Genomic DNA, 23,027 nt, shown 5'->3' on the forward strand with positions numbered 1-23,027 from the left:
AACCCCGGCAAAAGGAAAGCCCGTCGTGCGTCAACCGCTGCTTGGCACCATCAGCCAGGGAACCTCATGCACCGACGGCTGGCCATTATACATGATCAACTGGCGCGTGCCGGTGCCGTCCGGTTTTGTCAGGGTTGCCTGCCGGAAGGTTTCGGTCGTGCCTTGCGGGCCGACGGGGCGCCCCTTCTGATCGGTCGATGTGCGTGTGACGCTGACCCGGACATCGAAGGTGCGGTCGTGAAGGGGCGTGGGGCCATCGGTCGAGTAGCGCGTGATCGTCCTGACAAAGACCGCGTCGCGCCCGTCACTGGTTTGCGTCACGGTGTGGACTTCGCACATCGGCGTCCCCTCGATCTCGACCGTGCCAGCCTCGGCATCCAGCACAAGGCTAACCTCATCGGCCTCGTAGACCTCAAGCTGCGCCCCCGTGGCGGCGTTGAACCGGGCCAGTTCACGGGCTTTGGCCGCATCATCCAGAGCCCCCTTCCACATGCCGGGCACAAGATCGGGCACAAGATCGGGCGCGGACTGCGCTTCGGTTGTGTCGGCTGGCGCAGCCTCGGTCGTCGAGGCACCTGTCTGACCTGCGGCCAGCAGCGCGGCCATTTCGTCGCGAACCGCCCTGTCCCATAGCAGCAGCGCGCGCGCCAGTTGTTCGGTATCGGCCCTATCGGACAGGATTCCGACAAGCCGGGCGTCAAGCAGATCATCACGTCGAATCGCCACGACCGACAAGCCGGAGATGGTCGCCATGTCCTGAACGTATCCGTCCAGGGCCAGAATGTCCGGCACCAAGACGAGGTCGCGGTTGTTCAAGAGCAGTTCGATGACCTCGCGGTCCTCGGCTGAAAGCTCGGCCGGATCGGACGCCATTGCGGAAGATGGCGCCAGATGGCACAGGCCGGCCAGCAGAAAAAGGCACAAGAAACGCTGAAGTGGGAACATCTTCGCCTCCGTATTGCTGCAACCCGGCCATTCTAGCCAGCCGCAGGGACGGAGCGTTGATTTGCATCAGGCCCGCCTGATGGCGGACAAAGAAAAGGGCGCCCGAAGGCGCCCTTTCCCAATCCGTGACCGGATGGATCAGAAGTCCATCCCGCCCATGCCGCCACCGGGCATCGCCGGGGCCGCGCCTTCCTTGGCGGGCTTGTCGGCGATCATCGCTTCGGTGGTGATCAGAAGCGAGGCGACCGAGGCCGCATCTTCCAGCGCGGTGCGGGTCACCTTGGCCGGGTCGATCACGCCGAACTTGAACATGTCGCCATATTCTTCGGTCTGGGCGTTGAAGCCAAAGTTCTTGTCCGAGGATTCGCGGATCTTGCCCGCGACCACGGCACCGTCGACACCGGCGTTTTCGGCGATCTGGCGCAGCGGGGCTTCCAGCGCGCGGCGAACGATGGCGATGCCCGCGTCCTGATCGCTGTTGGCGCCCTTGACGGCGTCCAGCGACTTGCCGGCCTGAACCAGTGCCACGCCGCCACCGACGACGATGCCTTCCTGAACGGCCGCGCGGGTCGCGTTCAGGGCGTCATCGACGCGGTCCTTACGCTCTTTCACTTCGATCTCGGTCGAGCCGCCGACACGGATCACCGCCACACCGCCGGCGAGCTTCGCCACGCGTTCCTGCAGCTTTTCACGGTCGTAGTCGGACGAGGTTTCCTCGATCTGGGTGCGGATCTGGGCCACGCGGGCTTCGATTTCCGCCTTGTCGCCGGCGCCGTCAACGATCGTGGTGTTGTCCTTGTTGATCGACACCTTCTTGGCACGGCCGAGCATGTCGATGGTGACATTCTCCAGCTTCATGCCCAGGTCGTCCGAGATCACCTGGCCGCCGGTCAGGATCGCGATGTCCTGCAGCATGGCCTTGCGGCGATCCCCGAAGCCCGGCGCCTTGACGGCGGCGATCTTCAGGCCGCCACGCAGCTTGTTGACCACGAGGGTGGCCAGCGCTTCGCCTTCCACGTCTTCGGCCACGATGATCAGCGGCTTCTGCGACTGGATCACGGCTTCCAGCAGCGGGACCATCGGCTGCAGCGACGACAGTTTCTTTTCGTGCAGCAGGATCAGCGCGTCTTCGAGTTCCGCGACCATCTTGTCGGCGTTGGTCACGAAGTAGGGCGACAGGTAGCCGCGGTCGAACTGCATGCCTTCGACGACTTCAACCTCGGTGTCCATGCCCTTGTTTTCTTCGACGGTGATGACACCCTCGTTGCCGACCTTCTGCATCGCGTCGGCGATGAAGCGGCCGATTTGGACTTCGCCGTTGGCCGAAATGGTGCCGACCTGGGCCACTTCGTCGCTGTCCTTGACCGGACGGGCGGCGGCCTTGATCTCGTCCACGACCTTGGCGGTCGCGAGGTCGATGCCGCGCTTGAGGTCCATCGGGTTCATGCCGGCGGCGACGGCCTTCAGGCCTTCCTTGATGATCGCCTGGGCCAGAACGGTGGCGGTGGTGGTGCCGTCGCCAGCCTCGTCATTGGTGCGCGAGGCGACTTCCTTTACCATCTGCGCGCCCATGTTCTCGAACTTGTCCTGCAGTTCGATTTCCTTGGCGACAGACACACCGTCCTTGGTGATGCGCGGGGCGCCGAACGATTTCTCGATCACCACGTTGCGGCCTTTCGGGCCCAGGGTGACCTTCACCGCATCGGCGAGGATGTTGACGCCACGCAGCATACGATCGCGGGCATCGGTATCGAATTTGACGTCCTTGGCAGCCATTGTGCTTGCTCCAGTTGTCTGAATTTCAGGGGTTTCGCGCGGTCAGCCGCGCGGGATCGGAAAGGGCGATCTCAGGAGATGATCCCGAGGATGTCGCTTTCCTTCATGATCAGCAGTTCTTCGCCGTTCAGCGACACTTCGGTGCCCGACCACTTGCCGAACAGAACGCGGTCACCCGCCTTCACCGACATCGCGATCAGTTCGCCCGAATCCTTGCGCGCGCCTTCGCCGCAGGCCACCACTTCGCCCTCGGCGGGCTTTTCCTTGGCGGTGTCGGGGATGATCAGGCCGCCCTTGGTCTTTTCGTCGCTCTGGACGCGACGGACCAGCACACGGTCATGCAGCGGTTTGAAAGCCATCTGGTAACACTCCCATGGGTATCCAGGTTGAATTCTGTTATCACTCACAGGGTGCGAGTGCTAACGGCGGAGAAGTAGGCAAACTGTCAGCGCCTGTCAACGCCCGATCTGCGAAAAAATCGGTCGTGACCGATGCCCCCTTGGCCATCCGGCCGATCCGTGCCACCTTTTCGGAAAACCGAGGTAAGGCGCGATGATCCGGATCTGCCTGTCTGTCCTTCTTTCCGTTTTCCTGATGTTTTCAGGGGGTTCCGCGGTGCTGGCGCAATGCGAGGGGCGTGACCTTCTGGCCGGACTTGGCGCCGAGAAGGCGGCGGCGCTTGAGGCGGCGACCGCCGCGCAGCCCTTTGCCGCGGGGAACCTCTGGCAGGCGACGCGCGGGGATCAACGCCTGACGATTCTGGGCACCTATCACCTGGCCGATCCGCGCCACGCCGCGACAATGGACCGTGTCGCACCGATGATCGACGCCGCCGCCACCGTGCTGGTCGAGGCCGGACCCGAGGAAGAACGGCTGTTGATGAAGGCGATGGCGGAACGGCCCGACCTGCTGTTCCTGTCCGAGGGCGGTTCGCTGATCGAACGGCTTCCTGCCGAGGACTGGGCCATGATCTCGGCCGCGATGCAGGCGCGCGGCCTGCCGTCGATCATGGCCGCGCGAATGCAGCCCTGGTATCTGTCGATGATGCTGGCGATGCCGCCGTGCGCCATGGGCGAAATGACGGCGCGCAACGGGCTTGACCAGCTGGTGATGGACCGCGCCAAGGGGAACGACACGCCGGTGCGGGCGCTGGAACCCTATGACACGATCTTCGGACTGTTCGCCACGATGAGCTTCGAGGACCAGATGGAGATGATCCGCGCCACGCTGGCCTATGATGCGCAAGGCATGGCCGAAGACATCCAGGAAACCCTTCTTCAGGCCTATTTCCGGGGCGAGGCGCGCCGGATGTGGGAATTCCTGCGGATCGAAAGCGCCACCCTGCCCGGCTATGACGCGGCCCGCGCCGATGCGGAATTCGCGCAGTTCGAAGAGGTGCTGATGAACGCCCGGAACCGGGCATGGATCCCGGTGATCGAGGCGGCGGCGGTCGAGGGGCCGGTCTTTGTCGCCTTCGGCGCGCTGCACCTTGCCGGGCGCGAGGGCGTGTTGAACCTGCTGGAACAGGCCGGCTATACGGTCGAACAGCTTCCCCTTTGACGCGGCTGTTGCTGCGGCGCAGCATTCGACGCCCGACGCCGGTCCGCCCGCGTGACATTGGCGCGCGCCTTGCCTATAAGGCGCGCCAAATCACATCTGACGAACGGACCCGACCATGATCAAGGTTTTCGGCCACAAGGCCCCCGACACCGATTCCACCGGCTCGCCCATCATCTGGGCCTGGTACCTGTCCGAAGTGCAGGGCACCCCGGCCAAGCCCGTGCTGCTGGGTGAACCCAACACCGAAGCCGCCTTCGTGCTGCGTCACTGGGGCCTCGACAAGCCCGAGATCATTTCGGACGTGACCGCCGATGACACCGTGGTGATCGTCGACACAAACAACCCGGCCGAACTGCCGCCGTCGGTCAACGATGCCAAGATCGTCGGCATCATCGACCACCACATGCTGGTGGGCGGGATCAAGACGAAGAACCCGATCGACATCACCATCCGCCCGCTGGCCTGCACCGCCACGATCATGCACGACCTGATGGGCGATGCCCTGGCCCGCGCGCCCAAGGGCGTCAAGGGCGCCATGCTGTCCTGCATCCTTTCGGACACGCTGGAATTCCGGTCGCCCACCACCACTGCCCATGACCGCGCCGTCGCCGAAAAGCTGGCCGCCGATCTGGGCGTCGATCTGGGCGATCTGGCGACCAAGATGTTCGAGGCGAAATCCGATGTCTCGGCCTTTTCGGATGCCGAACTGCTGCGGATGGATTCCAAGGAATACAACGTCGCCGGCAAGGAACTGCGCGTCAGCGTTCTGGAAACCACCGCGCCCAAGCTGATCCTTGACCGGAAAGACAGCCTGATGGCCTCGATGGTCGAAGTGGCGAAAGAGGACGGCGCCGACCAGGTGCTGCTGTTCGTCGTCGACATCCTGAAGGAAGAAGCCACCCTTCTGGTGCCGAACGATCTGGTTCGCCAGATGGCCGAAGCCTCGTTCGGGGCGAAGGCCACGGGCGACACGGTTGTCCTGCCCGGCATCATGAGCCGCAAGAAGCAGATCATCCCGGCGCTGAAGCTCTGATCCCGCGCGGATCGGTCCGGATCATTCAGGAAGGGCCGGGGCATTCCCCGGCCCTTTTTCGTGGAACCCGGCCACGCGGCCCGTCGTTTCGACCCTATGGCCCGCCCGCGCCCTGCGGTATGAAGGGCCGCAACATCAGGAAGGACGACCACCATGACCCAGATCATCGCCTCGCTCGCCTCGATCCAGGGCCGTTACCGCGCGGTGCTGTGCGATCTCTGGGGTTGCCTGCACAACGGCGTTGCGGCCTTCCCCGAGGCCGTCGCGGCCCTCAGGGGCTTTCGTGCGACGGGCGGCAAGGTGATCCTTCTGACCAACGCGCCACGCCCCAAGCCGCCGGTGGTGGCGCAGCTTGACCGGCTGGGCGTGCCGCGCGACGCCTGGGACGAGGTGGTGACATCGGGCGATGCGGCGCAATACGCGCTTCTGACCGGGGCAGTGGGGCGCCGGGTCTATCACCTTGGCCCCGAAAAGGACCTGACGTTCTTCACCGAATTCGCCGATGACCTTCAGGCGATCCGCGCCAGTGAACCGCCGATCGACCGCGTGCCGCTGGACCAGGCCGAAGGCATCGTCTGCACCGGGCTGTTCGACGACCTGACCGAAACACCCGACGATTACCGCGCGACACTGCTTTTCGCCAAGACCAAGGGGCTGAAGATGCTCTGCGCAAACCCCGACATCATGGTCGATCTGGGGGAAAAGCGCATCTTCTGTGCCGGCGCCCTTGCACAGGCCTATGAAGAGATGGGGGGCGAGGCGCTGTATTTCGGCAAGCCGCATCCGCCGATCTACGATCTGGCCCGGCGCCGTCTGGCCGCGATGGCGGGCGTGCTGCCCGATGACGAGATCCTGTGCATCGGCGATGGCATCGGCACCGACATCCGCGGCGGTCAGGGCGAAGGGCTGGATACGCTGTTCGTGACCGGCGGGCTGGCCGCGGGCCTTTTCGGGCCCGATGCGCCCCCCGACGCGCAGCTGCTGGAGGCATGGCTGGCAGAACAGGGCCAGAACCCCACCTTCACCGCCCCCTCGCTGCGCTGATTGCCCCCGCAACAATATTGCGACTTTTGTCGCATCGGCGTTAAAAAATTACCTTCCCGATTGCGCTGCAACGCAGCATGCGCTATGCTGCATGGCAGTATCGGCAAGGGATTCGCAGGATGCTCGACAATATGCCCCGTGGCACGATCTGCATCGAAGACATTGAAATCGGCATGACACGCAGCTTGCGGAAAACCGTGACCAGCCGCGACATCGAACTGTTCGCCGAGGTATCGACCGACCGAAACCCGGTTCACCTTGACGACGATTATGCCAAGGACACGATCTTTGAAGGGCGCATCGCCCACGGGATGCTGACGGCGGGGTTGATTTCGGCCGTGATCGGCGAACAGCTTCCGGGTCATGGCACCGTCTATCTGGGCCAGAGCCTGAAATTCATGGCCCCTGTCCGCCCCGGCGACACGGTCCATGCCGAGGTCAAGGTGACGGCGATCGACCACGCGCGCCGCCGTGTCACCCTTGAAACCCACTGCGCCGTGGGTAATACGGTTGTCCTGAAGGGCGAGGCGCTGGTTCTGGCGCCCAGCCGGAAGTTCGACTGAAGGCGCGGGCGCCGACGCGTTCCCGCCCGACCAAGACCGGGGACGCATGCAGGTTTACCATCACTGGCAAGGGCTGGCGGCCGATGCGCGCGGGGCATCCGTGGCCATGGGCAATTTCGATGGCGTCCATCTTGGCCACCTGTCGGTGATTGACCGTGCCCGCGGGCGCGGCCCGCTGGGGATCATCACCTTCGAACCCCATCCGCGCCAGTATTTCGCGCCCGATGCCCCGCCCTTCCGGCTGATGAACGCGGAATCCCGCGCGAACCGCCTGGCCAAGCTTGGGGTCGAACGGCTTTACGAACTGCCCTTCGATGCGGAACTGGCGGGCCTGTCGCCCGAGGCCTTCGCGCGCGACGTGCTGGCCGGGGGCTTGGGGGTCGCGCATGTGGTGGTGGGCGCGGATTTCTGCTTTGGCAAGGGGCGCACCGGCACGGCGGAAGACCTGCGCCGCTTCGGGCAGCGGTTCGGCTTCGATGTGACCATCGCCGATCTTGTGACCGTGGAAGGGGCCGAGATTTCATCCACCGCGATCCGGCAGGCGCTGACCGATGGCCGCCCGCGCGATGCCGCCCGGATGCTGGGCCACTGGCACCGGATCGAGGGCGCGGTGATCCACGGCGAAAAGCGCGGGCGCGAGCTGGGCTATCCGACGGCGAACATGTCGGTCGCGGGGCTGCACCTGCCCCGTCTCGGCGTCTATGCGGTCAAGGTCGATGTTCTGTCCGGGCCGCAGGCGGGCAGCTACGACGGCGCGGCAAGTCTGGGCGTGCGGCCGATGTTCGGCCAGAACACGCCCAACCTTGAAACCTTCCTCTTCGATTTCAGCGGCGATCTTTACGGCCACCACCTTTCGGTGGCCTTCATCGACTACCTGCGCCCCGAGATGAAGTTTGACGGGCTTCCCGCGCTCATCGCGCAGATGGATGCCGATTGCGCCCGCGCCCGGACAATCCTCGCCGCCGTCTGACCGGGGCCTTTCCCTTCGCACGGCTTTCCTGCGCCGGGGGGCTTTTTTTCGCCGCGCCGTCCTTTCCTTTTCGGCAGCTCCGGCGCATCTTGCCCGGCATGACCAAGCTTCGCCCCCGGTTCTGGGAAACCGTCCCGCTGACCAAGATGACGCCCACCGAATGGGAGGCGTTGTGCGACGGCTGCGGCAAATGCTGCCTGAACAAGATCGAATACGAAGACACCGGCGAGGTCGATTTCACCACCGTCGCCTGTCGGCTGCTCGACGGCGAGACCTGCCGCTGCACGCAATATCCGATCCGGCATCAGTTCGTGCCCGACTGCGTCACACTGACCCACGCCAAGCTGAAGGACGTGGCCTATTGGCTGCCGCAGACCTGCGCCTACCGGCTTCTGCATTTCGGCCAGCCCTTGTACGACTGGCATCCGCTGATCTCCGGCAATCCCGAAAGCGTGCATGAGGCCGGAATGTCGATGCGGGGACGCACCGTGCCCGAGTTCGAGGTCAGCGAGGACGACTGGGATGACTATGTGATCGAAGGGGGCCTGTGATGTTCTTCGCGTCCGACAATTCGTCGCCCGTGCCGCCGCAGGTGATCGAGGCGCTGGCCGTGGCCAACGCGGGCTATGCCATGCCCTATGGGCGCGATCCCGGAATGGACCGCGTGCGCGAGATGATTCGCGACCTGTTCGAAGCGCCCGAAGCGGCGGTCTATCTGGTCGCCACCGGCACCACCGCGAACGCACTGGCGCTGGCCACGATGTGCCAGCCCTGGCAGACGGTCTTTTGTCACACCCATGCGCATATCGCCGAGGACGAATGCGGCGCGCCGGAATTCTACACCAACGGGGCGAAACTGGTTCTGGTGGGCGGCGATCACGGCCGGATGGACCCAACGGCCCTGCGCGAGGCGATCGACCGGACCGGCGCGGGCGGGGTGCATGGCGTGCAGCGCGGCTGCCTTTCGGTGACGAACGTGACCGAGGCGGGCACGGTGCACACGCCCGACCGGATCGCCGAACTGGCCGGAATCGCACGGGCGGCGGGGCTGCCGGTGCATCTGGACGGCGCGCGTTTTGCCAACGCGATCGTCGCCACCGGCGCCACCCCGGCGGAAATGACATGGAGGGCCGGCGTCGATGCCGTATCCTTCGGTGGCACCAAGAACGGGCTGATGGGCGTCGAGGCAGTCATCTTCTTCGACCCGGCCCGGGCCTGGGAATTCGAGCTGCGCCGCAAGCGTGGCGGACACCTCTTTTCAAAACACCGCTACCTTTCGGCGCAGATGGAGGCCTATCTGGCCGACGGCCTTTGGCTGCATCTGGCGCGTCAGGCCAACCTGATGGCCGCGTGGCTGGCCGAGGGGCTTTCCGCCCTGCCCGGCGTGACGCTGCGCCATCCGGTTGAGGCGAACATCCTGTTCCCCGAATGGGATGAGGGCGCCCACGCCCGGTTGCAGGCGACGGGCGCGGTCTATTACCCCTTCCCCGCCCCGCCGGGACGCGAGGCGGCGCGGCTTGTCACCTCGTGGTCGACCCGCGCGGCGGATGTGGACGGGTTTCTGGCGGCGCTACGCGGCTGAGGCCCCACGCCGGGGGTCAGCTTTCGGCCAGAAGGGCCATGATCGCACGGGCCACGGGTTCGGGATGGGTGATCGGCACCATGTGCCCCGCCCCCGGCACCACAAGCCGACGTGTATCGGGCAGGCGGCGGGCCAGTTCATCCAGGATCGCGGCCATGACCGGCGGGCTATCGGCCCCTTCGACCAGCAGAACGGGCAGACCCAGCCCCTCTGGACGCATGAACCCCAGAAGCCCCGCCGCATCGCGCAGCAGCGTATCGTCCTGCGCGGGGATCAGGTGGATGCGGTCGGTCATGTATTTGCGCAATGCGGCCGGCAGGTCATCAAACGGCACCGCCGCCCCCCAGTCGGCCAGAAAGACACGGGTGGCGCCCTCCCTGTCGCCCGAGGCCAGAAGGCAGCGCATCTCCTGCCCCTCCTGTTCGAAGACGGCCCAGCCGGGCCACCCAGCGGCCCGCGCCGCGGCAAACAGCACGGGTTCGATCAGGGTCAGGCTGCGCACCAGTTCGGGCCGTTCCAGCGCGATCCGCAGCGCGACGGTCGCGCCGAAGGAATGGCCCAGCAGATCGACCGGCGCCCCCCCGCCGATCCCTTCGGCAAGGGTCAGCGCGCAGCGCGTGGCAAGGGTGTGCAGATCGGTCTTGCCGTCCCATTCGGGCGCGCGCCCGTGGCCGGGCAAATCCCGAGCGGTGACGGTCACACCCGCCAGATGCCCCACCAGCCCCGACCACGCCCCGGAATGTGACAGCGAACAGTGCAGCGCCAGAACCGGGCGCGACCCGCCGCAGGTCCACGCCCGGACGCCGTTCATCGTCAGATCTTGCCCGACAGATGCAGGTCAAGATCCTCCAGCCGGTCCTGGCCCCAGAACCGATCGTCGCCCACGATATAGAAGGGCGATCCAAAGACACCGCGCGCAACGGCCTCTTCCAGATTCTGAGCATAGGTTTCGGCTGCCATCAGCATCCCCCGGTCGGCGATGTCGGGGGCAAAGCCGTTCGCCGCAAGGATATCGCGGATCACGTCATCCTCGGCAATGTTGCGATTTTCGGCCCAGCAGGCGCGCAGGAAGGCATGGGTCAACGCGCCCACATCCCCCTGCCCCGACCGGGCCGCCGCGATGATCGCATAAGCGGACGGCGCGCCATTCACCGGCCAGAACATCGGCTGCGGGTTCAGCGGCAGGCCGGTCTTGGCCGACTGGCGGCGCAGTTCCTGCAAACGATAGGCCTTGCGGCTGTCATGCCGCTGCGGCAGGGGCGTGCCCCCCGTTCGGCCAAACAGCGCCCCGATGTCGAAGGGGCGGTAGGCCACCGTCGCCCCGTGCCGGGCGGCGACTTCCTCAAGCCGGGTGCCCGCAAGATAGGTGTAAGGTGACAGCGTGGAGAAAAAGTAATCGATCTGCAGCATTCGCGGCCCCTATCCGTTGCGCCCGGTTTGCAAGACCGTAGCCGGGTGATAAGCGGTGTCAACGTCACGAATCCGTCATTCCGGCGCCGATCCCTGACCCATCCGGACCACTGCCAAGGACCCCGACCATGCCCGCCATCACCGAACCGAAACTGATTTCCGGCAATGCCAACATGCCGCTGGCCAAATCCATTGCGCGGCGGATGTCGATGCACCGGGGGATGAACGTCGGGCTGGTGGACGCGCGGGTCGAACGGTTCAACGACCAAGAGGTCTTTGTCGAGGTTTATGAAAACGTCCGGGGCGAGGACATGTACATCATCCAGCCCACCTCGAACCCGGCCAACGACAACCTGATGGAACTGCTGATCATTGCCGACGCGCTGCGCCGGTCCTCGGCGGACCGGATCACCGCGGTCATCCCCTATTTCGGCTATGCCCGGCAGGACCGCCGCGCCAAGGCGCGCACGCCGATCTCGGCCAAGCTGGTGGCGAACCTGATCACCCAGGCGGGCGTCGACCGGGTGCTGACACTGGACCTGCACGCGGCCCAGATCCAGGGGTTCTTCGACATTCCGGTGGACAACCTCTATGCCAGCCCCGTCTTCGCGCTGGACATCGAACACCATTTCAAGGGCGCGATGGATGACATCATGATCGTCTCGCCTGACGTGGGCGGCGTGGCCCGCGCGCGCGAACTGGCCAAGCGGATCAACGCGCCCCTCTCGATCGTCGACAAGCGCCGCGAGAAGGCCGGGGAAGTGGCAGAGATGACGGTCATCGGCAATGTCACCGGCAAGAAATGCATCATCGTCGATGACATCTGCGACACGGCCGGCACGCTGTGCAAGGCGGCCGAAGTGCTGATGGAGAACGGCGCCTCGGAAGTGCATTCCTACATCACCCACGGCGTGCTGTCCGGCCCGGCGGTAGAGCGGGTGCAGAATTCGGTCATGAAATCGCTGGTGATCACCGATTCCATCGAACAGGGCGACAAGGTGAAGGCCGCGCGGAACATCCGCATCGTGCCGACCGCGCCGATGTTCGCGCAAGCCATCCTGAACATCTGGAACGGAACCTCGGTATCGTCGCTGTTCGACACCGAAACGCTGGTGCCGATCTACGAAGGCATGTATTCGCGCTGACCCGCCGGGGACGGGGCTCGGCGCAGGGGCTTAGTAAAGGTCCCAGTCGTCCTCGTCCTTCACCGGGCCGATCGCCATCCAGTCGGCCCGGATACGGGCGATGCGGGTATCGCCCCAGGTGCGAAAGACCAGGTGGAATTCCTTTGCTGTGACGTTCTCGGCGGTGATGTCGGCGCGGGCGTTCGTCTTGTGGTCGGTGTCCCACATCGAAATCGACACCATCACGCTGGGTGGCGCACGGAACGGTTCCTTGAATTTCACGATGTGCCGGCTTTCCCGGTCGCCGCTGCCGGTCCACATCACGCCGTCGTCGGCAAAGTCCGAAAACAGCACGCGGCTGCCCTGATCGATGCCGACCGACGCTGAAGAAATCCGCCGCATGTTCGAAAAATCCCCTTCCACCGCTTTGCCTTATACCGCAATCCCGGCCAAAATTGGGTAGGATAATGAAAAAGGCCCCACGAAAACGCGGGGCCTTGATCGCATGTTCTGTCTCGCCTCAGTGGCCGAGACCCGCCTTCATCGCCAGGATGTCGTTCACGGCCTTTTCGGCCATGTCCCGGTCTTCCGGCAGGGCCGCGGCCGCCAGTTCACGCGCCTCGGCAAGGATGTCGTCCAGCACCGTTCCGGTCGCTTCCTCGGACGGCACCGCCTTTTCGGCCAGAACGCTGACCGAGGTGGCGTTGATCTCGGCGAAGCCGCCGGTGACGGCATAGGACTTGACGCCCTCGGCGCTCGTCACCCGCAGAACACCGGGGCGCAGGGTGGTGATGGTGGCCGCGTGGCCCTCCATCGCCGTCATGTCGCCGTCGGCGCCCGGAATCTGGACCTCGGTCGCGGCAACGGAGGCAAGCCTCCGCTCCGGCGAGACAAGATCGAATTGCAGGGTGTTGGCCATTCCCGCCCCCTTACGCCGCAGCCGCGGCGAGTTTCTGGGCCTTGGCCTTCACCTCTTCGATGTCGCCGACCATGTAGAAGGCGGCTTCCGGCAGGTGGTCATATTCGCCGTTCACCACCGCCTTGAACGAGGCGATGGTCTTGTCCAGCGGAACCTGCACACCGTCCGAACCGGTGAACACCTTCGCCACGTCGAACGGCTGCGACAGGAAGCGCTGGATCTTCCGGGCGCGGGCCACGGTCAGCTTGTCCTCTTCGCTCAGTTCGTCCATGCCGAGGATGGCGATGATGTCCTGCAGCGACTTGTAGCGCTGAAGGATCCCCTGCACCGAACGGGCCACGTTGTAGTGTTCTTCGCCGATCACGGCCGGGTCAAGCAGGCGCGAGGTCGAGTCGAGCGGGTCCACGGCCGGGTAGATGCCGAGTTCCGAGATCGCGCGCGACAGCACCGTGGTGGCGTCGAGGTGCGCGAACGAGGTCGCAGGCGCCGGGTCGGTAAGGTCGTCGGCCGGAACGTAGATCGCCTGCACCGAGGTGATCGAGCCGTTCTTGGTCGAGGTGATGCGTTCCTGCAGCGCGCCCATGTCGGTCGCCAGCGTCGGCTGATAGCCCACGGCCGAAGGGATACGGCCGAGAAGCGCCGACACTTCCGACCCCGCCTGGGTGAAGCGGAAGATGTTGTCAACGAAGAACAGAACGTCCGTGCCCGACTGGTCGCGGAACTGTTCGGCCAGCGTCAGGCCGGTCAACGCGACGCGGGCACGCGCCCCCGGGGGTTCGTTCATCTGGCCATAGACCAGCGCCACTTTCGATTCCGCCAGCGCGTCGATCTTGATAACGCCCGATTCGATCATCTCGTGATACAGGTCGTTGCCTTCGCGGGTCCGTTCACCCACACCGGCGAACACCGAATAGCCCGAGTGCACCTTGGCGATGTTGTTGATCAGTTCCATGATGAGAACCGTCTTACCCACGCCGGCACCGCCAAAGAGGCCGATCTTGCCGCCCTTGGCGTAGGGGGCCAGCAGGTCAATCACCTTGATGCCGGTCACGAGGATCTGGCTTTCGGTGGCCTGGGCCGCGAAATCCGGGGCCGGCTGGTGGATGGCACGGGTTTCCTTGGCCGAAACCGGGCCCTTTTCGTCCACCGGCTCGCCGATGACGTTCAGGATGCGGCCCAGGGTCGCGTCGCCCACCGGAACCGAGATCGGCGCGCCGGTGTCGCGGACCGGGGCACCCCGGACCAGACCTTCGGACGCGTCCATCGCGATGGTGCGGACGGTGTTTTCGCCCAGGTGCTGGGCCACTTCCAGCACAAGGCGCTTGCCGTTGTTTTCGGTTTCCAGCGCGTTCAGAATGGCGGGCAGAGCGCCTTCGAACTGCACGTCCACGACGGCGCCGATGACCTGGGTCACCTTGCCGGCCGCCGCTGCTGCTTTCGGTGCTTTTGCCATGTCGTTTCTCCGGTTCCTCAGAGCGCCTCAGCGCCCGAAATGATTTCGATAAGCTCTTTGGTGATCGCAGCCTGACGCGACCGGTTGTACTGGATGGTGAGCTTGTTGATCATGTCGCCCGCGTTCCGCGTGGCGTTGTCCATCGCGCTCATCCGGGCACCCTGTTCGGATGCGCCGTTTTCCAGCAGCGCGGCAAAGACCTGCGTGGCCACGCCCCGCGGCAGAAGATCGGCGAGGATCGCCTCTTCGCTGGGTTCGTAGTCATACAGCGCCGATGCCTCGGCCCCGCCCTCGAACACGGCCGGGATGACCTGCTGGGCGGTGGGGATCTGGCTGATCACCGACTGGAAGCGGTTGTAGAACAGCGTCGCCACGTCGAATTCGCCGGCGTCGAAGCGCGCCAGGATGTCCTTCGCGATGGCCTGTGCATTGGCGTAACCGATGCGCTTGACCTCGCTCAGGTCGACGTGTCCGACGAAATGGTTGCCCAGATCGCGGCGCAGCTGTTCGCGGCCCTTCTTGCCGACGGTCAGGATCTTCACCGTCTTGCCGGCCAGCAGCAGTTCATTCGCCCGCACCCGCGCCAGGCGGACGATGGACGAGTTGAAGCCGCCGCACAGACCGCGTTCGGCGGTCATCACGACCAGAAGGTGAACCTTGTCCGACCCGGTTCCGGCCAGAAGGCGCGGGGCGCCTTCCGAATTGCCGACCGAGGCCGCAAGCCCGCCCATCACGGCATTCATCCGTTCGGCATAGGGGCGCGCGGCTTCGGCAGAGTCCTGGGCGCGGCGAAGTTTCGCCGCCGCGACCATCTGCATCGCCTTCGTGATCTTCCGCGTGTTCTTGACGCTTCCGATCCGGTTCTTGAGGTCCTTAAGGCTAGGCATCTACCTGCTCCTTATGGCCCCGCCCTCAGGCGAAGTCTTTCGCGAAAGCGTCCAGTGCGGCACGGATCGACTTTTCCAGATCACCGGAAACCTTGCGGTCGTTCTTGGTGATGTCGTCCAGAAGATCCTTGCAGTTGGTGCGCAGGTGCTTCAGCAGACCGGCTTCGTAGCGGCCCACGTCCTTGACGGCGACCTTGTCGAGATAGCCGTTGGTGCCGGCATAGATGATGCAGACGATTTCCGCGTTGGTCAGCGGCGAATACTGCGGCTGCTTCATCAGCTCGGTCAGGCGGGCGCCGCGGTTCAGCAGCGCCTGGGTCGAGGCGTCGAGGTCCGAACCGAACTGGGCGAAGGCTGCCATTTCGCGATACTGCGCCAGTTCCAGCTTCACCTTGCCCGCGACCGACTTCATGGCCGAGGTCTGGGCCGACGACCCCACGCGGGACACCGACAGACCGGTGTTCACGGCCGGGCGGATGCCCTGGTAGAACAGTTCGGTTTCAAGGAAGATCTGGCCGTCGGTGATCGAGATCACGTTGGTCGGAATGAAGGCCGACACGTCGCCGCCCTGGGTTTCGATGATCGGCAGTGCCGTCAGCGAACCGGCGCCGAAATCCTCGTTCAGCTTGGCCGAACGTTCCAGCAGGCGCGAGTGGAGATAGAACACGTCGCCCGGATAGGCTTCGCGCCCCGGCGGACGGCGCAGCAGGAGCGACATCTGGCGGTAGGCAACGGCCTGCTTGGAAAGGTCATCATAGATGATCAACGCGTGGCGGCCGTTGTCACGGAAGTATTCCGCCATTGCGGTGGCCGAGTAAGGCGCAAGGAACTGCATCGGCGCGGGGTCCGAAGCGGTCGCGGCGACGACGATCGAGTATTCCATCGCGCCGGTTTCTTCCAGCTTCTTCACCAGCTGGGCCACGGTGGAACGCTTCTGGCCGACGGCGACATAGACGCAGTAGAGCTTCTTCGACTCGTCCGAGCCGGCGGCGGCGTTGTACGACTTCTGGTTCAGGATCGCGTCAAGCGCCACGGCGGTCTTGCCGGTCTGACGGTCGCCGATGATCAGCTCGCGCTGGCCACGGCCGATCGGGATCATGGCGTCCACGGCCTTCAGGCCGGTCGCCATCGGCTCGTGCACCGACTTGCGCGGGATGATGCCCGGCGCCTTCACGTCGGCCACGCGACGCTCGGCGGCCTTGATCGGGCCCTTGCCGTCGATCGGGTTGCCAAGCGCGTCGACGACGCGGCCCAGCAGGGCGTCACCGGCGGGCACGTCCACGATCGCCTTGGTGCGCTTGACGGTGTCGCCTTCCTTGATGTCCTGGTCGGAACCGAAGATCACGACGCCGACGTTGTCGACTTCGAGGTTCAGCGCCATCCCGCGGATACCGCCGGGGAATTCCACCATCTCGCCGGCCTGGACATTGTCCAGACCGTGGACGCGGGCAATCCCGTCGCCAACCGACAGAACGCGGCCGACTTCGGCCACGGCAGCGTCCTTGCCGAAGTTCTTGATCTGCTCCTTGAGGATCGCAGAGATCTCAGCAGCCTGGATTCCCATTATCCAACCTCTTTCATTGCATTCTGGAGAGCCGCGAGCTTCGACTTGACCGAAGTGTCGATCATGATCGAGCCCAGCTTGACGACGAGACCGCCGATGAGGGCTTCATCGACGGCGGTTTTCAGTTTCACGTCCTTGCCGACACGCGCCTTCAGCGTCGCGGCGAGTTTCTTGGCCTGCGCGGCCGAAAGCTTGGCGGCCGAGGTGACCTCGGCGGTCACTTCGCCCTTTTCTTCGGCGATGCGGGCGCGGATGTCGGCCAGCATGTGCGGCAGCACGAACAGGCGGCGGTTCGCGGCCATCAGCGCCAGAGTGTTGGTCACGGTCGCCGAAAGACCCATCTTTGCGGCGATGGCGGCAATGGCCTTGCCCTGATCCTCGCGCGAGAGGATGGGGCTATCGATCAGCGACCGCAGGTCGGCGCTGGCGGCAAGAGCCGCGTCAAGCGCATCGACATCGCCTTCAAGCGCCGCAAGGGCGCCCTCTTCCTTGGCGAGTTCGAAAACGGCGGTGGCGTAACGCGCGGCAATGCCGGAGGAGATCGAAGCTGGTTCGGACACGTCAACCCTTCCGATGTCTTGGCCCCTTGGCACCGCGACAAGCGCACGGGATAGAGGCATTCCTAAGCCGCATGCGGGCGCATGCGTCCAAAAGTCGTGGCGTCTCTAGCAGAGGCATCAGAACCTCGCAACCTCCTATGTCGCGGGATTCCGGTTGTTAGCGGCTGTCTTTTCCGATGACCTGCGTCAGCTTAGCGCAGGGATGGGAAATTGCCGCTTTCCGGCGCAGGTTTTCGCCCCGGATTGCATGCTGCGGCGGGTCCGGCGGGTGAATCACCCCTTGGGCAGGCGCGGGCTGGGAACCGGCTGGCCGACCCCTTCCAGCACCCGCAACGGACGGCGCACCACGGCGCCAAGCCCGCCACGGGTGGGGGCATAGACCTGCTTGGAGGCTTCCACCATCAGCACCCCGCCCGCCAGCCAGGGCGCGAACCGCCGCCCCGCGCCTTCCAGCACCCCCGCCATCCGCATCCAGAACCGCTGATGCGAGGGCGGCGCATGCAGCACCGAAAGGTGACGCTCGGGCGTGAACTCGTGACGGCGCAACTGCGCTTCGAGCTGGCTCAGCGAATAGGGCCGCCCGAAGCCGAAGGGTGTGCCGTCGCGCCGCGCCCAGAGGCCCGACCGGTTCGGCACGACGAAAACCGCCCGCCCGCCGGGGCCAAGCACGCGATGCGCCTCGGCCAGCACGGCCGAGGGGTTTTCCGATGTCTCAAGCCCGTGCATCAGCACCAGCCGGTCGACCATGCCCGTGGCCAGCGGCCAGTTCGTTTCCTCGCAAAGGACCGAGACATTTTCCATCCCCGCGGGCCAGGGCATCACGCCCTGCGGCGCGGGCATCAGGCCGATCACCCGGCGCGCGTCGGTCAGGAAGGGGCGCAAGAGCGGCACGGCAAAGCCGAAGCCCGCCACGGTCTGGCCCTGCGCATTCGGCCAGAAGCTCACCAGCTGATCGCGGATCGCGCGCTGCGCCACCCGGCCCAGCTGGGTCCGGTAATAGAAATTGCGCAGGTCAAGCACATCCAGATGCATTGCATTCGCGGCCCGTTCCGGGGACAGTCGGGGGAGATCATACCCGACAAAGCCGGAAAGACCATGCCGCTCGAACTGGTGACGATTCCCTGCCTCGCCGACAATTATGCCTTTCTGCTGCATGACCCCGAAACGGGCGACACGGCTCTTTTCGACGCGCCCGAGGCCGCGCCGGTCCTTGCCGCGCTGGAAAGCCGCGAATGGCGGCTGACCGACATCTTCCTGACCCACCATCACGGCGACCATATCGACGGGGTGGCCGCGATCCGCGCGGCGACCGGCGCCAGGGTGGCGGGGGCCGCGGCCGATGCGCACCGCCTGCCCTCCCTCGACCGCGCCTTGAAGGAAGGCGACATCGTCACCGTGGGCACCGAGGCGGGTCATGTGATCGACGTGCCCGGCCACACCGTCGGCCACATCGCCTTTCACTTCCCCGAAAGCGGTCTGGCCTTTACCGGCGATAGCCTGATGGCGGGCGGCTGTGGCCGCCTGTTCGAAGGGACACCTGCACAGATGTGGGACAGCCTTTCCAAACTGGCCGCCCTGCCCGCCTCGACCCGGATCTGTTCGGGCCATGAATACACCCAGTCCAACCTGCGCTTTGCCCTGACCGTCGACAGCACGAACCCCGCACTGGCCGCGCGCATGATGCGCGTGGTCAAGGCCCGCGCCGAGGGCCGGGCCACCGTGCCCTCGCGCCTTTCCGGAGAATTGGCGACCAACCCTTTTCTTCGCGCCTCCGACCCCCATATCAGAAGGACGCTCGGGCTGGACGGGGCGAGCGATCAGGAGGTCTTTGCCGAACTCAGGGCGATGAAGAACCGCTTCTGAAACGATCACGCCGCCGTTCGATCTGCCGCCTGCCGATCACATTTTGCGACGACATCCCGCAAAAGCGCCAAATCCGGCAATTAGCACTTGAAGCCCGGGCAAAAGAACCGAAGTCTAATAGTATGAGGCCATGGTCGACGCGGGCCCCACGGCCCCCCAGACCGCAGGACGGGAGCGCAAAAGCGTGCCATCTTTTTCGACAACACTCGAGCAGGCAATCCATCAGGCTCTGGCCATCGCGAACCAGCACCGCCATGAACTGGCGACGCTGGAACATCTGCTGCTTGCCCTGATCGACGAACCCGATGCGGCGCGCGTGATGAAGGCCTGCGCCGTCAATCTGGACGAGCTGCGCAAGACGCTGACCGATTTCATCGACGATGACCTGTCGACCCTCGTGACCGAGGTCGAGGGCAGCGAGGCGGTTCCCACCGCCGCCTTCCAGCGCGTGATCCAGCGCGCGGCGATCCATGTGCAATCCTCCGGCCGGACCGAGGTGACGGGCGCGAATGTCCTTGTGGCGATCTTCGCCGAACGGGAATCGAACGCCGCCTACTTCCTTCAGGAACAGGACATGACGCGCTATGACGCGGTGAATTTCATCGCGCACGGCGTGGCCAAGAACCCCGAATACGGCGAAGCCCGCCCCGTGACCGGCGCCGAGGACCAGCACGAGACGCCCAAGGGCGAAGCGGGCGAGGCCAAGGAAAGCGCGCTGTCGAAATACTGCGTCGATCTAAACGTCAAGGCCCGCAAGGGTGACGTGGACCCGCTGATCGGGCGCGAAACCGAAGTGGAACGCTGCATCCAGGTGCTGTGCCGCCGCCGCAAGAACAACCCGCTTCTGGTGGGCGATCCGGGCGTGGGCAAGACCGCCATCGCCGAAGGGCTGGCGCGCAAGATCATCTCGAAGGAAGTGCCCGACGTTCTGGCCGGGGCGACGATCTTTTCGCTCGACATGGGCGCGCTTCTGGCGGGCACGCGGTATCGCGGCGATTTCGAGGAACGGCTGAAGGCGGTGGTCAAGGAACTGGAAGACCACCCCGACGCCATCCTCTTCATCGACGAGATCCACACCGTGATCGGCGCGGGTGCCACCTCGGGCGGGGCGATGGATGCCTCGAACCTGCTGAAGCCCGCGCTGCAGGGCGGCAAGCTGCGTTGCATGGGATCGACCACCTACAAGGAATTCCGCCAGCACTTCGAAAAGGACCGGGCGCTGTCGCGGCGGTTCCAGAAGATCGACGTGAACGAGCCTTCGGTCGAGGACAGCGTCAAGATCCTGATGGGGCTGAAACCCTATTTCGAGGAGCATCACGATCTGACCTACACGCGCGATGCGATCCGCACCGCCGTGGAACTGGCCGCGCGCTACATCCATGACCGCAAGCTGCCCGACAAGGCGATCGACGTGATCGACGAGGCGGGCGCGGCCCAGCATCTGCTGGCCCCGTCCAAGCGGCGCAAGACGATCGGCCCGAAAGAGATCGAGGCCGTGGTCGCCAAGATCGCGCGCATCCCGCCGAAGAACGTGTCCAAGGACGATGCCGAAGTTCTGCGCGATCTCGAAGGCGCGCTGAAGCGGGTGGTCTTTGGCCAAGACAAGGCCGTGGAGGCGCTGACGGCGGCGATCAAGCTGGCCCGCGCCGGCCTGCGCGAGCCGGAAAAGCCCATCGGCAACTACCTGTTCGCAGGCCCCACGGGCGTCGGCAAGACCGAGGTGGCCAAGCAGCTTGCAAGCTCGCTCGGGGTGGAACTGTTGCGCTTCGACATGTCGGAATACATGGAAAAGCACGCGGTTTCCCGCCTGATCGGCGCGCCTCCGGGCTATGTCGGCTTTGACCAGGGCGGCATGCTGACCGATGGCGTCGACCAGCACCCGCATTGCGTGCTTCTGCTGGACGAGATCGAGAAGGCGCATCCGGATGTCTACAACATCCTGCTGCAGGTGATGGATCACGGCAAGCTGACCGACCACAACGGCCGGCAGGTGGATTTCCGCAACGTGATCCTGATCATGACCTCGAACGCGGGCGCCGCCGACATGCAGAAGGCCGCCTTCGGCTTTGGCCGCGACCGCCGCGAGGGCGAGGATACGGCTGCCATCGAACGGCTGTTCACGCCCGAATTCCGCAACCGTCTGGATGCGGTGATCAGCTTCGCGCCGCTGGCCAAGGACACGATCCTTCAGGTGGTCGAGAAGTTCGTCATGCAGCTTGAGGCGCAGCTGATGGATCGTGGCGTCCATATCGAGCTGACGCCCGAGGCCGCGAAATGGCTGGGAGACAAGGGCTATGACGACAAGATGGGCGCCCGCCCGCTGGCCCGTGTGATCCAGGAGAACATCAAGAAGCCGCTGGCCGAGGAACTGCTGTTCGGCCGGTTGCAGAAGGGTGGCGTGGTGCGTGTGGCGGTCAAGGACGACGCCATCGACCTGATCGTCGAGGAACCGCAGAAGCCCCGCCTCACGCGGTCCAAGCCGCCGCTTCTGACGGCGGAATGACCCGCGCGGCCTGCGCGCTGATATTGGCCCTCGCCTGCCCGGCGGGGGCCTTTGAATTGAACTGGCCGGTCGATTGCACGCCGGGCGAAACCTGTTTCATCCAGCAATATGTCGATCGCGACCCCGGCCCCGGCGTCACCGATTTCGCCTGCGGGACGCTGGCCTATGACGGGCACGAGGGCACCGACATCGCCCTGCCGTCGCTTGCCGCGTTGCAGGCCGGCGTGACGGTTCGCGCAGCGGCCCCCGGCACGGTCCTTGGCGTTCGCGACGGGATGCCCGACATCCTGGTCTCGGATCCTGCCGCGCCGCCGCTTGAGGGGCGCGATTGCGGCAACGGCGTGGTGATCGACCACGGGCAGGGCTGGCAGACCCAGTATTGCCACATGGCGCGCGGGTCGGTCGCGGTGCGCAGCGGCGACAGCGTGGCGGCGGGCACGCCGCTCGGGCAGGTCGGCCTGTCGGGCCGGACAGAGTTTCCGCACCTGCACGTCACCGTCCGCAAGGATGGGCAAACCGTCGATCCGTTCGACCCCGACGGCACGCTGGCCTGCGGCGAAACCGCGCCACCGCTCTGGTCCGATCCGCCCGCCTACCGGCCCGGCGGGTTGATCGCGGCGGGGTTCGACATCGCCGTGCCGAAATACGAGGCGGTCAAGGCCGGAATGCCCGCGCGCGCGGTCCTGCCCGCCAAGGCGCCCGCGCTGGTGATCTGGGGCTATTACTTCGGCAACCGGGCGGGCGACGAACTGCGCTTGACGATCACCGGCCCCGAGGGCGAGGTGATTTCCGAAACCGTCCCGCTTGACCGGACACAGGCGCAGGCCTTTCGCGCGGTGGGAAAACGGCTGCGCGGCCCGTCCGGCTGGCCCGTGGGCGATTACACTGGCGAGGCCGTCCTGATCCGCGCGGGCGCCGAGATCGACCGGATCGTCATCGCGGCACGGATCGACGGATGACGGGCGCGCCTCCGCCCGACATCGCCGCCGCGATCCTCGATATCCTGATCCGCCGACGCGGGATCAGCCTGACCGGCAACAGGGAAAGCTATTCCCATATCCGCCGCGAGGGCGGGCTTTGGCTGCAGGTGGACGGTGACAGCATCACCCGGGAAGAGACCGAGACGCAGGTTCAGGATGACGATATCCTGCGCGCCACCTTCTGGAAAGCGCGCGACCGGCTGGGCCATTACGGCCCCGATGACGGGCGCGTCAGCTGGCAGGATGTTCTGGACTGGCTGCAGGACGGCGGGCAATAGCCCGCCCCGCCGC

Annotated in this window: 24 protein-coding genes; 12 read left to right on the forward strand and 12 right to left on the reverse strand. The window is 65.4% G+C overall.

Features of this window, described 5'->3' with window-relative positions; all coding sequences use genetic code 11:
- Window positions 1-30 precede the first annotated feature (30 nt).
- The 3 genes from E7811_RS04275 to E7811_RS04285 all read right to left on the reverse strand — a co-directional run bounded on the left by E7811_RS04275 (window position 31) and on the right by E7811_RS04285 (window position 3,080).
- Window positions 31-873: a hypothetical protein gene (locus E7811_RS04275; protein ID WP_136393325.1), complete on the reverse strand. Its 843-nt coding sequence runs from the start codon at window positions 871-873 to the stop codon at window positions 31-33.
- 210 nt (window positions 874-1,083) lie between these two features.
- Window positions 1,084-2,721: a chaperonin GroEL gene (gene groL, locus E7811_RS04280; RefSeq protein WP_136393326.1), complete on the reverse strand. Its 1,638-nt coding sequence runs from the start codon at window positions 2,719-2,721 to the stop codon at window positions 1,084-1,086.
- 71 nt (window positions 2,722-2,792) lie between these two features.
- Window positions 2,793-3,080: a co-chaperone GroES gene (locus tag E7811_RS04285; RefSeq protein ID WP_136393327.1), complete on the reverse strand. Its 288-nt coding sequence runs from the start codon at window positions 3,078-3,080 to the stop codon at window positions 2,793-2,795.
- A 193-nt stretch (window positions 3,081-3,273) separates the two neighbouring features.
- Between E7811_RS04285 and E7811_RS04290 the strand changes: the two genes are divergently transcribed.
- The 7 genes from E7811_RS04290 (at window position 3,274) to E7811_RS04320 (ending at window position 9,473) form a co-directional block, all read left to right on the forward strand.
- Window positions 3,274-4,281: a TraB/GumN family protein gene (locus tag E7811_RS04290; RefSeq protein WP_246020208.1), complete on the forward strand. Its 1,008-nt coding sequence runs from the start codon at window positions 3,274-3,276 to the stop codon at window positions 4,279-4,281.
- A 115-nt stretch (window positions 4,282-4,396) separates the two neighbouring features.
- Window positions 4,397-5,314 (forward strand): manganese-dependent inorganic pyrophosphatase, encoded by a 918-nt coding sequence (locus tag E7811_RS04295; protein ID WP_136393328.1) that lies wholly within the window; start codon window positions 4,397-4,399, stop codon window positions 5,312-5,314.
- A gap of 153 nt (window positions 5,315-5,467) precedes the next feature.
- A complete protein-coding gene (locus E7811_RS04300) occupies window positions 5,468-6,358 on the forward strand; it encodes a TIGR01459 family HAD-type hydrolase (RefSeq protein ID WP_136393329.1) in 891 nt (296 codons plus the stop codon).
- 119 nt (window positions 6,359-6,477) lie between these two features.
- Window positions 6,478-6,921 carry a MaoC family dehydratase gene (locus E7811_RS04305; protein WP_136393330.1) on the forward strand — a complete coding sequence of 148 codons (444 nt, stop codon included), beginning with the start codon at window positions 6,478-6,480 and terminating at the stop codon, window positions 6,919-6,921.
- A 46-nt stretch (window positions 6,922-6,967) separates the two neighbouring features.
- A complete protein-coding gene (locus E7811_RS04310) occupies window positions 6,968-7,891 on the forward strand; it encodes a bifunctional riboflavin kinase/FAD synthetase (protein WP_136393331.1) in 924 nt (307 codons plus the stop codon).
- Between the two features lie 98 nt (window positions 7,892-7,989).
- Window positions 7,990-8,442, forward strand: coding sequence for a YcgN family cysteine cluster protein (locus E7811_RS04315; protein ID WP_136393332.1), 453 nt, complete (start codon window positions 7,990-7,992; stop codon window positions 8,440-8,442).
- Window positions 8,442-9,473, forward strand: coding sequence for a threonine aldolase family protein (locus tag E7811_RS04320; protein WP_136393333.1), 1,032 nt, complete (start codon window positions 8,442-8,444; stop codon window positions 9,471-9,473). The genes E7811_RS04315 and E7811_RS04320 overlap by 1 nt, the downstream gene beginning before the upstream one ends.
- 16 nt (window positions 9,474-9,489) lie before the next feature.
- On the opposite strand, the gene E7811_RS04325 is transcribed toward E7811_RS04320, so the two are convergent.
- The gene (locus tag E7811_RS04325; RefSeq protein WP_136393334.1) at window positions 9,490-10,284 is read right to left on the reverse strand and encodes an alpha/beta fold hydrolase; all 795 of its coding nucleotides are present in this window, start codon (window positions 10,282-10,284) and stop codon (window positions 9,490-9,492) included.
- 2 nt (window positions 10,285-10,286) lie between these two features.
- Window positions 10,287-10,883, reverse strand: a complete 597-nt coding sequence (locus tag E7811_RS04330) for a 2-hydroxychromene-2-carboxylate isomerase (RefSeq protein ID WP_136393335.1) — start codon at window positions 10,881-10,883, stop codon at window positions 10,287-10,289.
- A gap of 128 nt (window positions 10,884-11,011) precedes the next feature.
- On the opposite strand from E7811_RS04330, the gene E7811_RS04335 reads away from it, so the two are divergent.
- Window positions 11,012-12,028 (forward strand): ribose-phosphate pyrophosphokinase, encoded by a 1,017-nt coding sequence (locus E7811_RS04335; RefSeq protein WP_136393336.1) that lies wholly within the window; start codon window positions 11,012-11,014, stop codon window positions 12,026-12,028.
- A gap of 30 nt (window positions 12,029-12,058) precedes the next feature.
- On the opposite strand, the gene E7811_RS04340 is transcribed toward E7811_RS04335, so the two are convergent.
- The 7 genes from E7811_RS04340 to E7811_RS04370 all read right to left on the reverse strand — a co-directional run bounded on the left by E7811_RS04340 (window position 12,059) and on the right by E7811_RS04370 (window position 18,422).
- Complete coding sequence (locus E7811_RS04340; protein WP_136393337.1) at window positions 12,059-12,409, reverse strand: H-type lectin domain-containing protein; 351 nt, start codon at window positions 12,407-12,409, stop codon at window positions 12,059-12,061.
- Window positions 12,410-12,527: 118 nt separating this feature from the next.
- Window positions 12,528-12,926, reverse strand: a complete 399-nt coding sequence (locus E7811_RS04345) for a F0F1 ATP synthase subunit epsilon (RefSeq protein WP_136393338.1) — start codon at window positions 12,924-12,926, stop codon at window positions 12,528-12,530.
- Between the two features lie 10 nt (window positions 12,927-12,936).
- Entirely contained in the window at window positions 12,937-14,379 is a 1,443-nt protein-coding gene (gene atpD / locus E7811_RS04350; RefSeq protein ID WP_136393339.1) for a F0F1 ATP synthase subunit beta, read from the reverse strand.
- A 17-nt stretch (window positions 14,380-14,396) separates the two neighbouring features.
- Complete coding sequence (locus E7811_RS04355) at window positions 14,397-15,266, reverse strand: F0F1 ATP synthase subunit gamma (RefSeq protein ID WP_136393340.1); 870 nt, start codon at window positions 15,264-15,266, stop codon at window positions 14,397-14,399.
- A 25-nt stretch (window positions 15,267-15,291) separates the two neighbouring features.
- Entirely contained in the window at window positions 15,292-16,830 is a 1,539-nt protein-coding gene (gene atpA / locus E7811_RS04360; RefSeq protein WP_136393341.1) for a F0F1 ATP synthase subunit alpha, read from the reverse strand.
- A complete protein-coding gene (locus tag E7811_RS04365) occupies window positions 16,830-17,390 on the reverse strand; it encodes a F0F1 ATP synthase subunit delta (RefSeq protein WP_136393342.1) in 561 nt (186 codons plus the stop codon). The genes atpA and E7811_RS04365 overlap by 1 nt, the downstream gene beginning before the upstream one ends.
- Window positions 17,391-17,663: 273 nt before the next feature.
- Entirely contained in the window at window positions 17,664-18,422 is a 759-nt protein-coding gene (locus E7811_RS04370) for a class I SAM-dependent methyltransferase (protein WP_136393343.1), read from the reverse strand.
- A 63-nt stretch (window positions 18,423-18,485) separates the two neighbouring features.
- Here E7811_RS04370 and gloB point away from each other — a divergent pair, with 63 nt between their 5' ends.
- From gloB to E7811_RS04390, 4 genes are all read left to right on the forward strand, one after another.
- Entirely contained in the window at window positions 18,486-19,253 is a 768-nt protein-coding gene (gene gloB, locus E7811_RS04375; protein WP_136393344.1) for a hydroxyacylglutathione hydrolase, read from the forward strand.
- Window positions 19,254-19,437: 184 nt separating this feature from the next.
- Window positions 19,438-21,756 carry an ATP-dependent Clp protease ATP-binding subunit ClpA gene (gene clpA, locus E7811_RS04380; protein WP_136393345.1) on the forward strand — a complete coding sequence of 773 codons (2,319 nt, stop codon included), beginning with the start codon at window positions 19,438-19,440 and terminating at the stop codon, window positions 21,754-21,756.
- Window positions 21,753-22,715 carry a M23 family metallopeptidase gene (locus E7811_RS04385; protein WP_136393346.1) on the forward strand — a complete coding sequence of 321 codons (963 nt, stop codon included), beginning with the start codon at window positions 21,753-21,755 and terminating at the stop codon, window positions 22,713-22,715. Before clpA ends, E7811_RS04385 begins: the two co-directional genes overlap by 4 nt.
- The gene (locus tag E7811_RS04390; protein WP_136393347.1) at window positions 22,712-23,014 is read left to right on the forward strand and encodes a hypothetical protein; all 303 of its coding nucleotides are present in this window, start codon (window positions 22,712-22,714) and stop codon (window positions 23,012-23,014) included. Before E7811_RS04385 ends, E7811_RS04390 begins: the two co-directional genes overlap by 4 nt.
- Window positions 23,015-23,027: the final 13 nt, after the last annotated feature.

Source organism: Aliigemmobacter aestuarii (genome assembly GCF_004799285.1).
Classification (GTDB): Bacteria; Pseudomonadota; Alphaproteobacteria; order Rhodobacterales; family Rhodobacteraceae; genus Aliigemmobacter; species Aliigemmobacter aestuarii.

Bases quoted from the DNA above. Each gene is read 5' to 3' on its own strand.
- E7811_RS04275 (WP_136393325.1), bottom strand. From the start codon at position 873: ATGGCGTCCGATCCGGCCGAGCTTTCAGCCGAGGACCGCGAGGTCATC.
- groL (WP_136393326.1), bottom strand. From the start codon at position 2,721: ATGGCTGCCAAGGACGTCAAATTCGATACCGATGCCCGCGATCGTATG.
- E7811_RS04285 (WP_136393327.1), bottom strand. From the start codon at position 3,080: ATGGCTTTCAAACCGCTGCATGACCGTGTGCTGGTCCGTCGCGTCCAG.
- E7811_RS04290 (WP_246020208.1), top strand. From the start codon at position 3,274: ATGATCCGGATCTGCCTGTCTGTCCTTCTTTCCGTTTTCCTGATGTTT.
- E7811_RS04295 (WP_136393328.1), top strand. From the start codon at position 4,397: ATGATCAAGGTTTTCGGCCACAAGGCCCCCGACACCGATTCCACCGGC.
- E7811_RS04300 (WP_136393329.1), top strand. From the start codon at position 5,468: ATGACCCAGATCATCGCCTCGCTCGCCTCGATCCAGGGCCGTTACCGC.
- E7811_RS04305 (WP_136393330.1), top strand. From the start codon at position 6,478: ATGCTCGACAATATGCCCCGTGGCACGATCTGCATCGAAGACATTGAA.
- E7811_RS04310 (WP_136393331.1), top strand. From the start codon at position 6,968: ATGCAGGTTTACCATCACTGGCAAGGGCTGGCGGCCGATGCGCGCGGG.
- E7811_RS04315 (WP_136393332.1), top strand. From the start codon at position 7,990: ATGACCAAGCTTCGCCCCCGGTTCTGGGAAACCGTCCCGCTGACCAAG.
- E7811_RS04320 (WP_136393333.1), top strand. From the start codon at position 8,442: ATGTTCTTCGCGTCCGACAATTCGTCGCCCGTGCCGCCGCAGGTGATC.
- E7811_RS04325 (WP_136393334.1), bottom strand. From the start codon at position 10,284: ATGAACGGCGTCCGGGCGTGGACCTGCGGCGGGTCGCGCCCGGTTCTG.
- E7811_RS04330 (WP_136393335.1), bottom strand. From the start codon at position 10,883: ATGCTGCAGATCGATTACTTTTTCTCCACGCTGTCACCTTACACCTAT.
- E7811_RS04335 (WP_136393336.1), top strand. From the start codon at position 11,012: ATGCCCGCCATCACCGAACCGAAACTGATTTCCGGCAATGCCAACATG.
- E7811_RS04340 (WP_136393337.1), bottom strand. From the start codon at position 12,409: ATGCGGCGGATTTCTTCAGCGTCGGTCGGCATCGATCAGGGCAGCCGC.
- E7811_RS04345 (WP_136393338.1), bottom strand. From the start codon at position 12,926: ATGGCCAACACCCTGCAATTCGATCTTGTCTCGCCGGAGCGGAGGCTT.
- atpD (WP_136393339.1), bottom strand. From the start codon at position 14,379: ATGGCAAAAGCACCGAAAGCAGCAGCGGCGGCCGGCAAGGTGACCCAG.
- E7811_RS04355 (WP_136393340.1), bottom strand. From the start codon at position 15,266: ATGCCTAGCCTTAAGGACCTCAAGAACCGGATCGGAAGCGTCAAGAAC.
- atpA (WP_136393341.1), bottom strand. From the start codon at position 16,830: ATGGGAATCCAGGCTGCTGAGATCTCTGCGATCCTCAAGGAGCAGATC.
- E7811_RS04370 (WP_136393343.1), bottom strand. From the start codon at position 18,422: ATGCATCTGGATGTGCTTGACCTGCGCAATTTCTATTACCGGACCCAG.
- gloB (WP_136393344.1), top strand. From the start codon at position 18,486: ATGCCGCTCGAACTGGTGACGATTCCCTGCCTCGCCGACAATTATGCC.
- E7811_RS04385 (WP_136393346.1), top strand. From the start codon at position 21,753: ATGACCCGCGCGGCCTGCGCGCTGATATTGGCCCTCGCCTGCCCGGCG.
- E7811_RS04390 (WP_136393347.1), top strand. From the start codon at position 22,712: ATGACGGGCGCGCCTCCGCCCGACATCGCCGCCGCGATCCTCGATATC.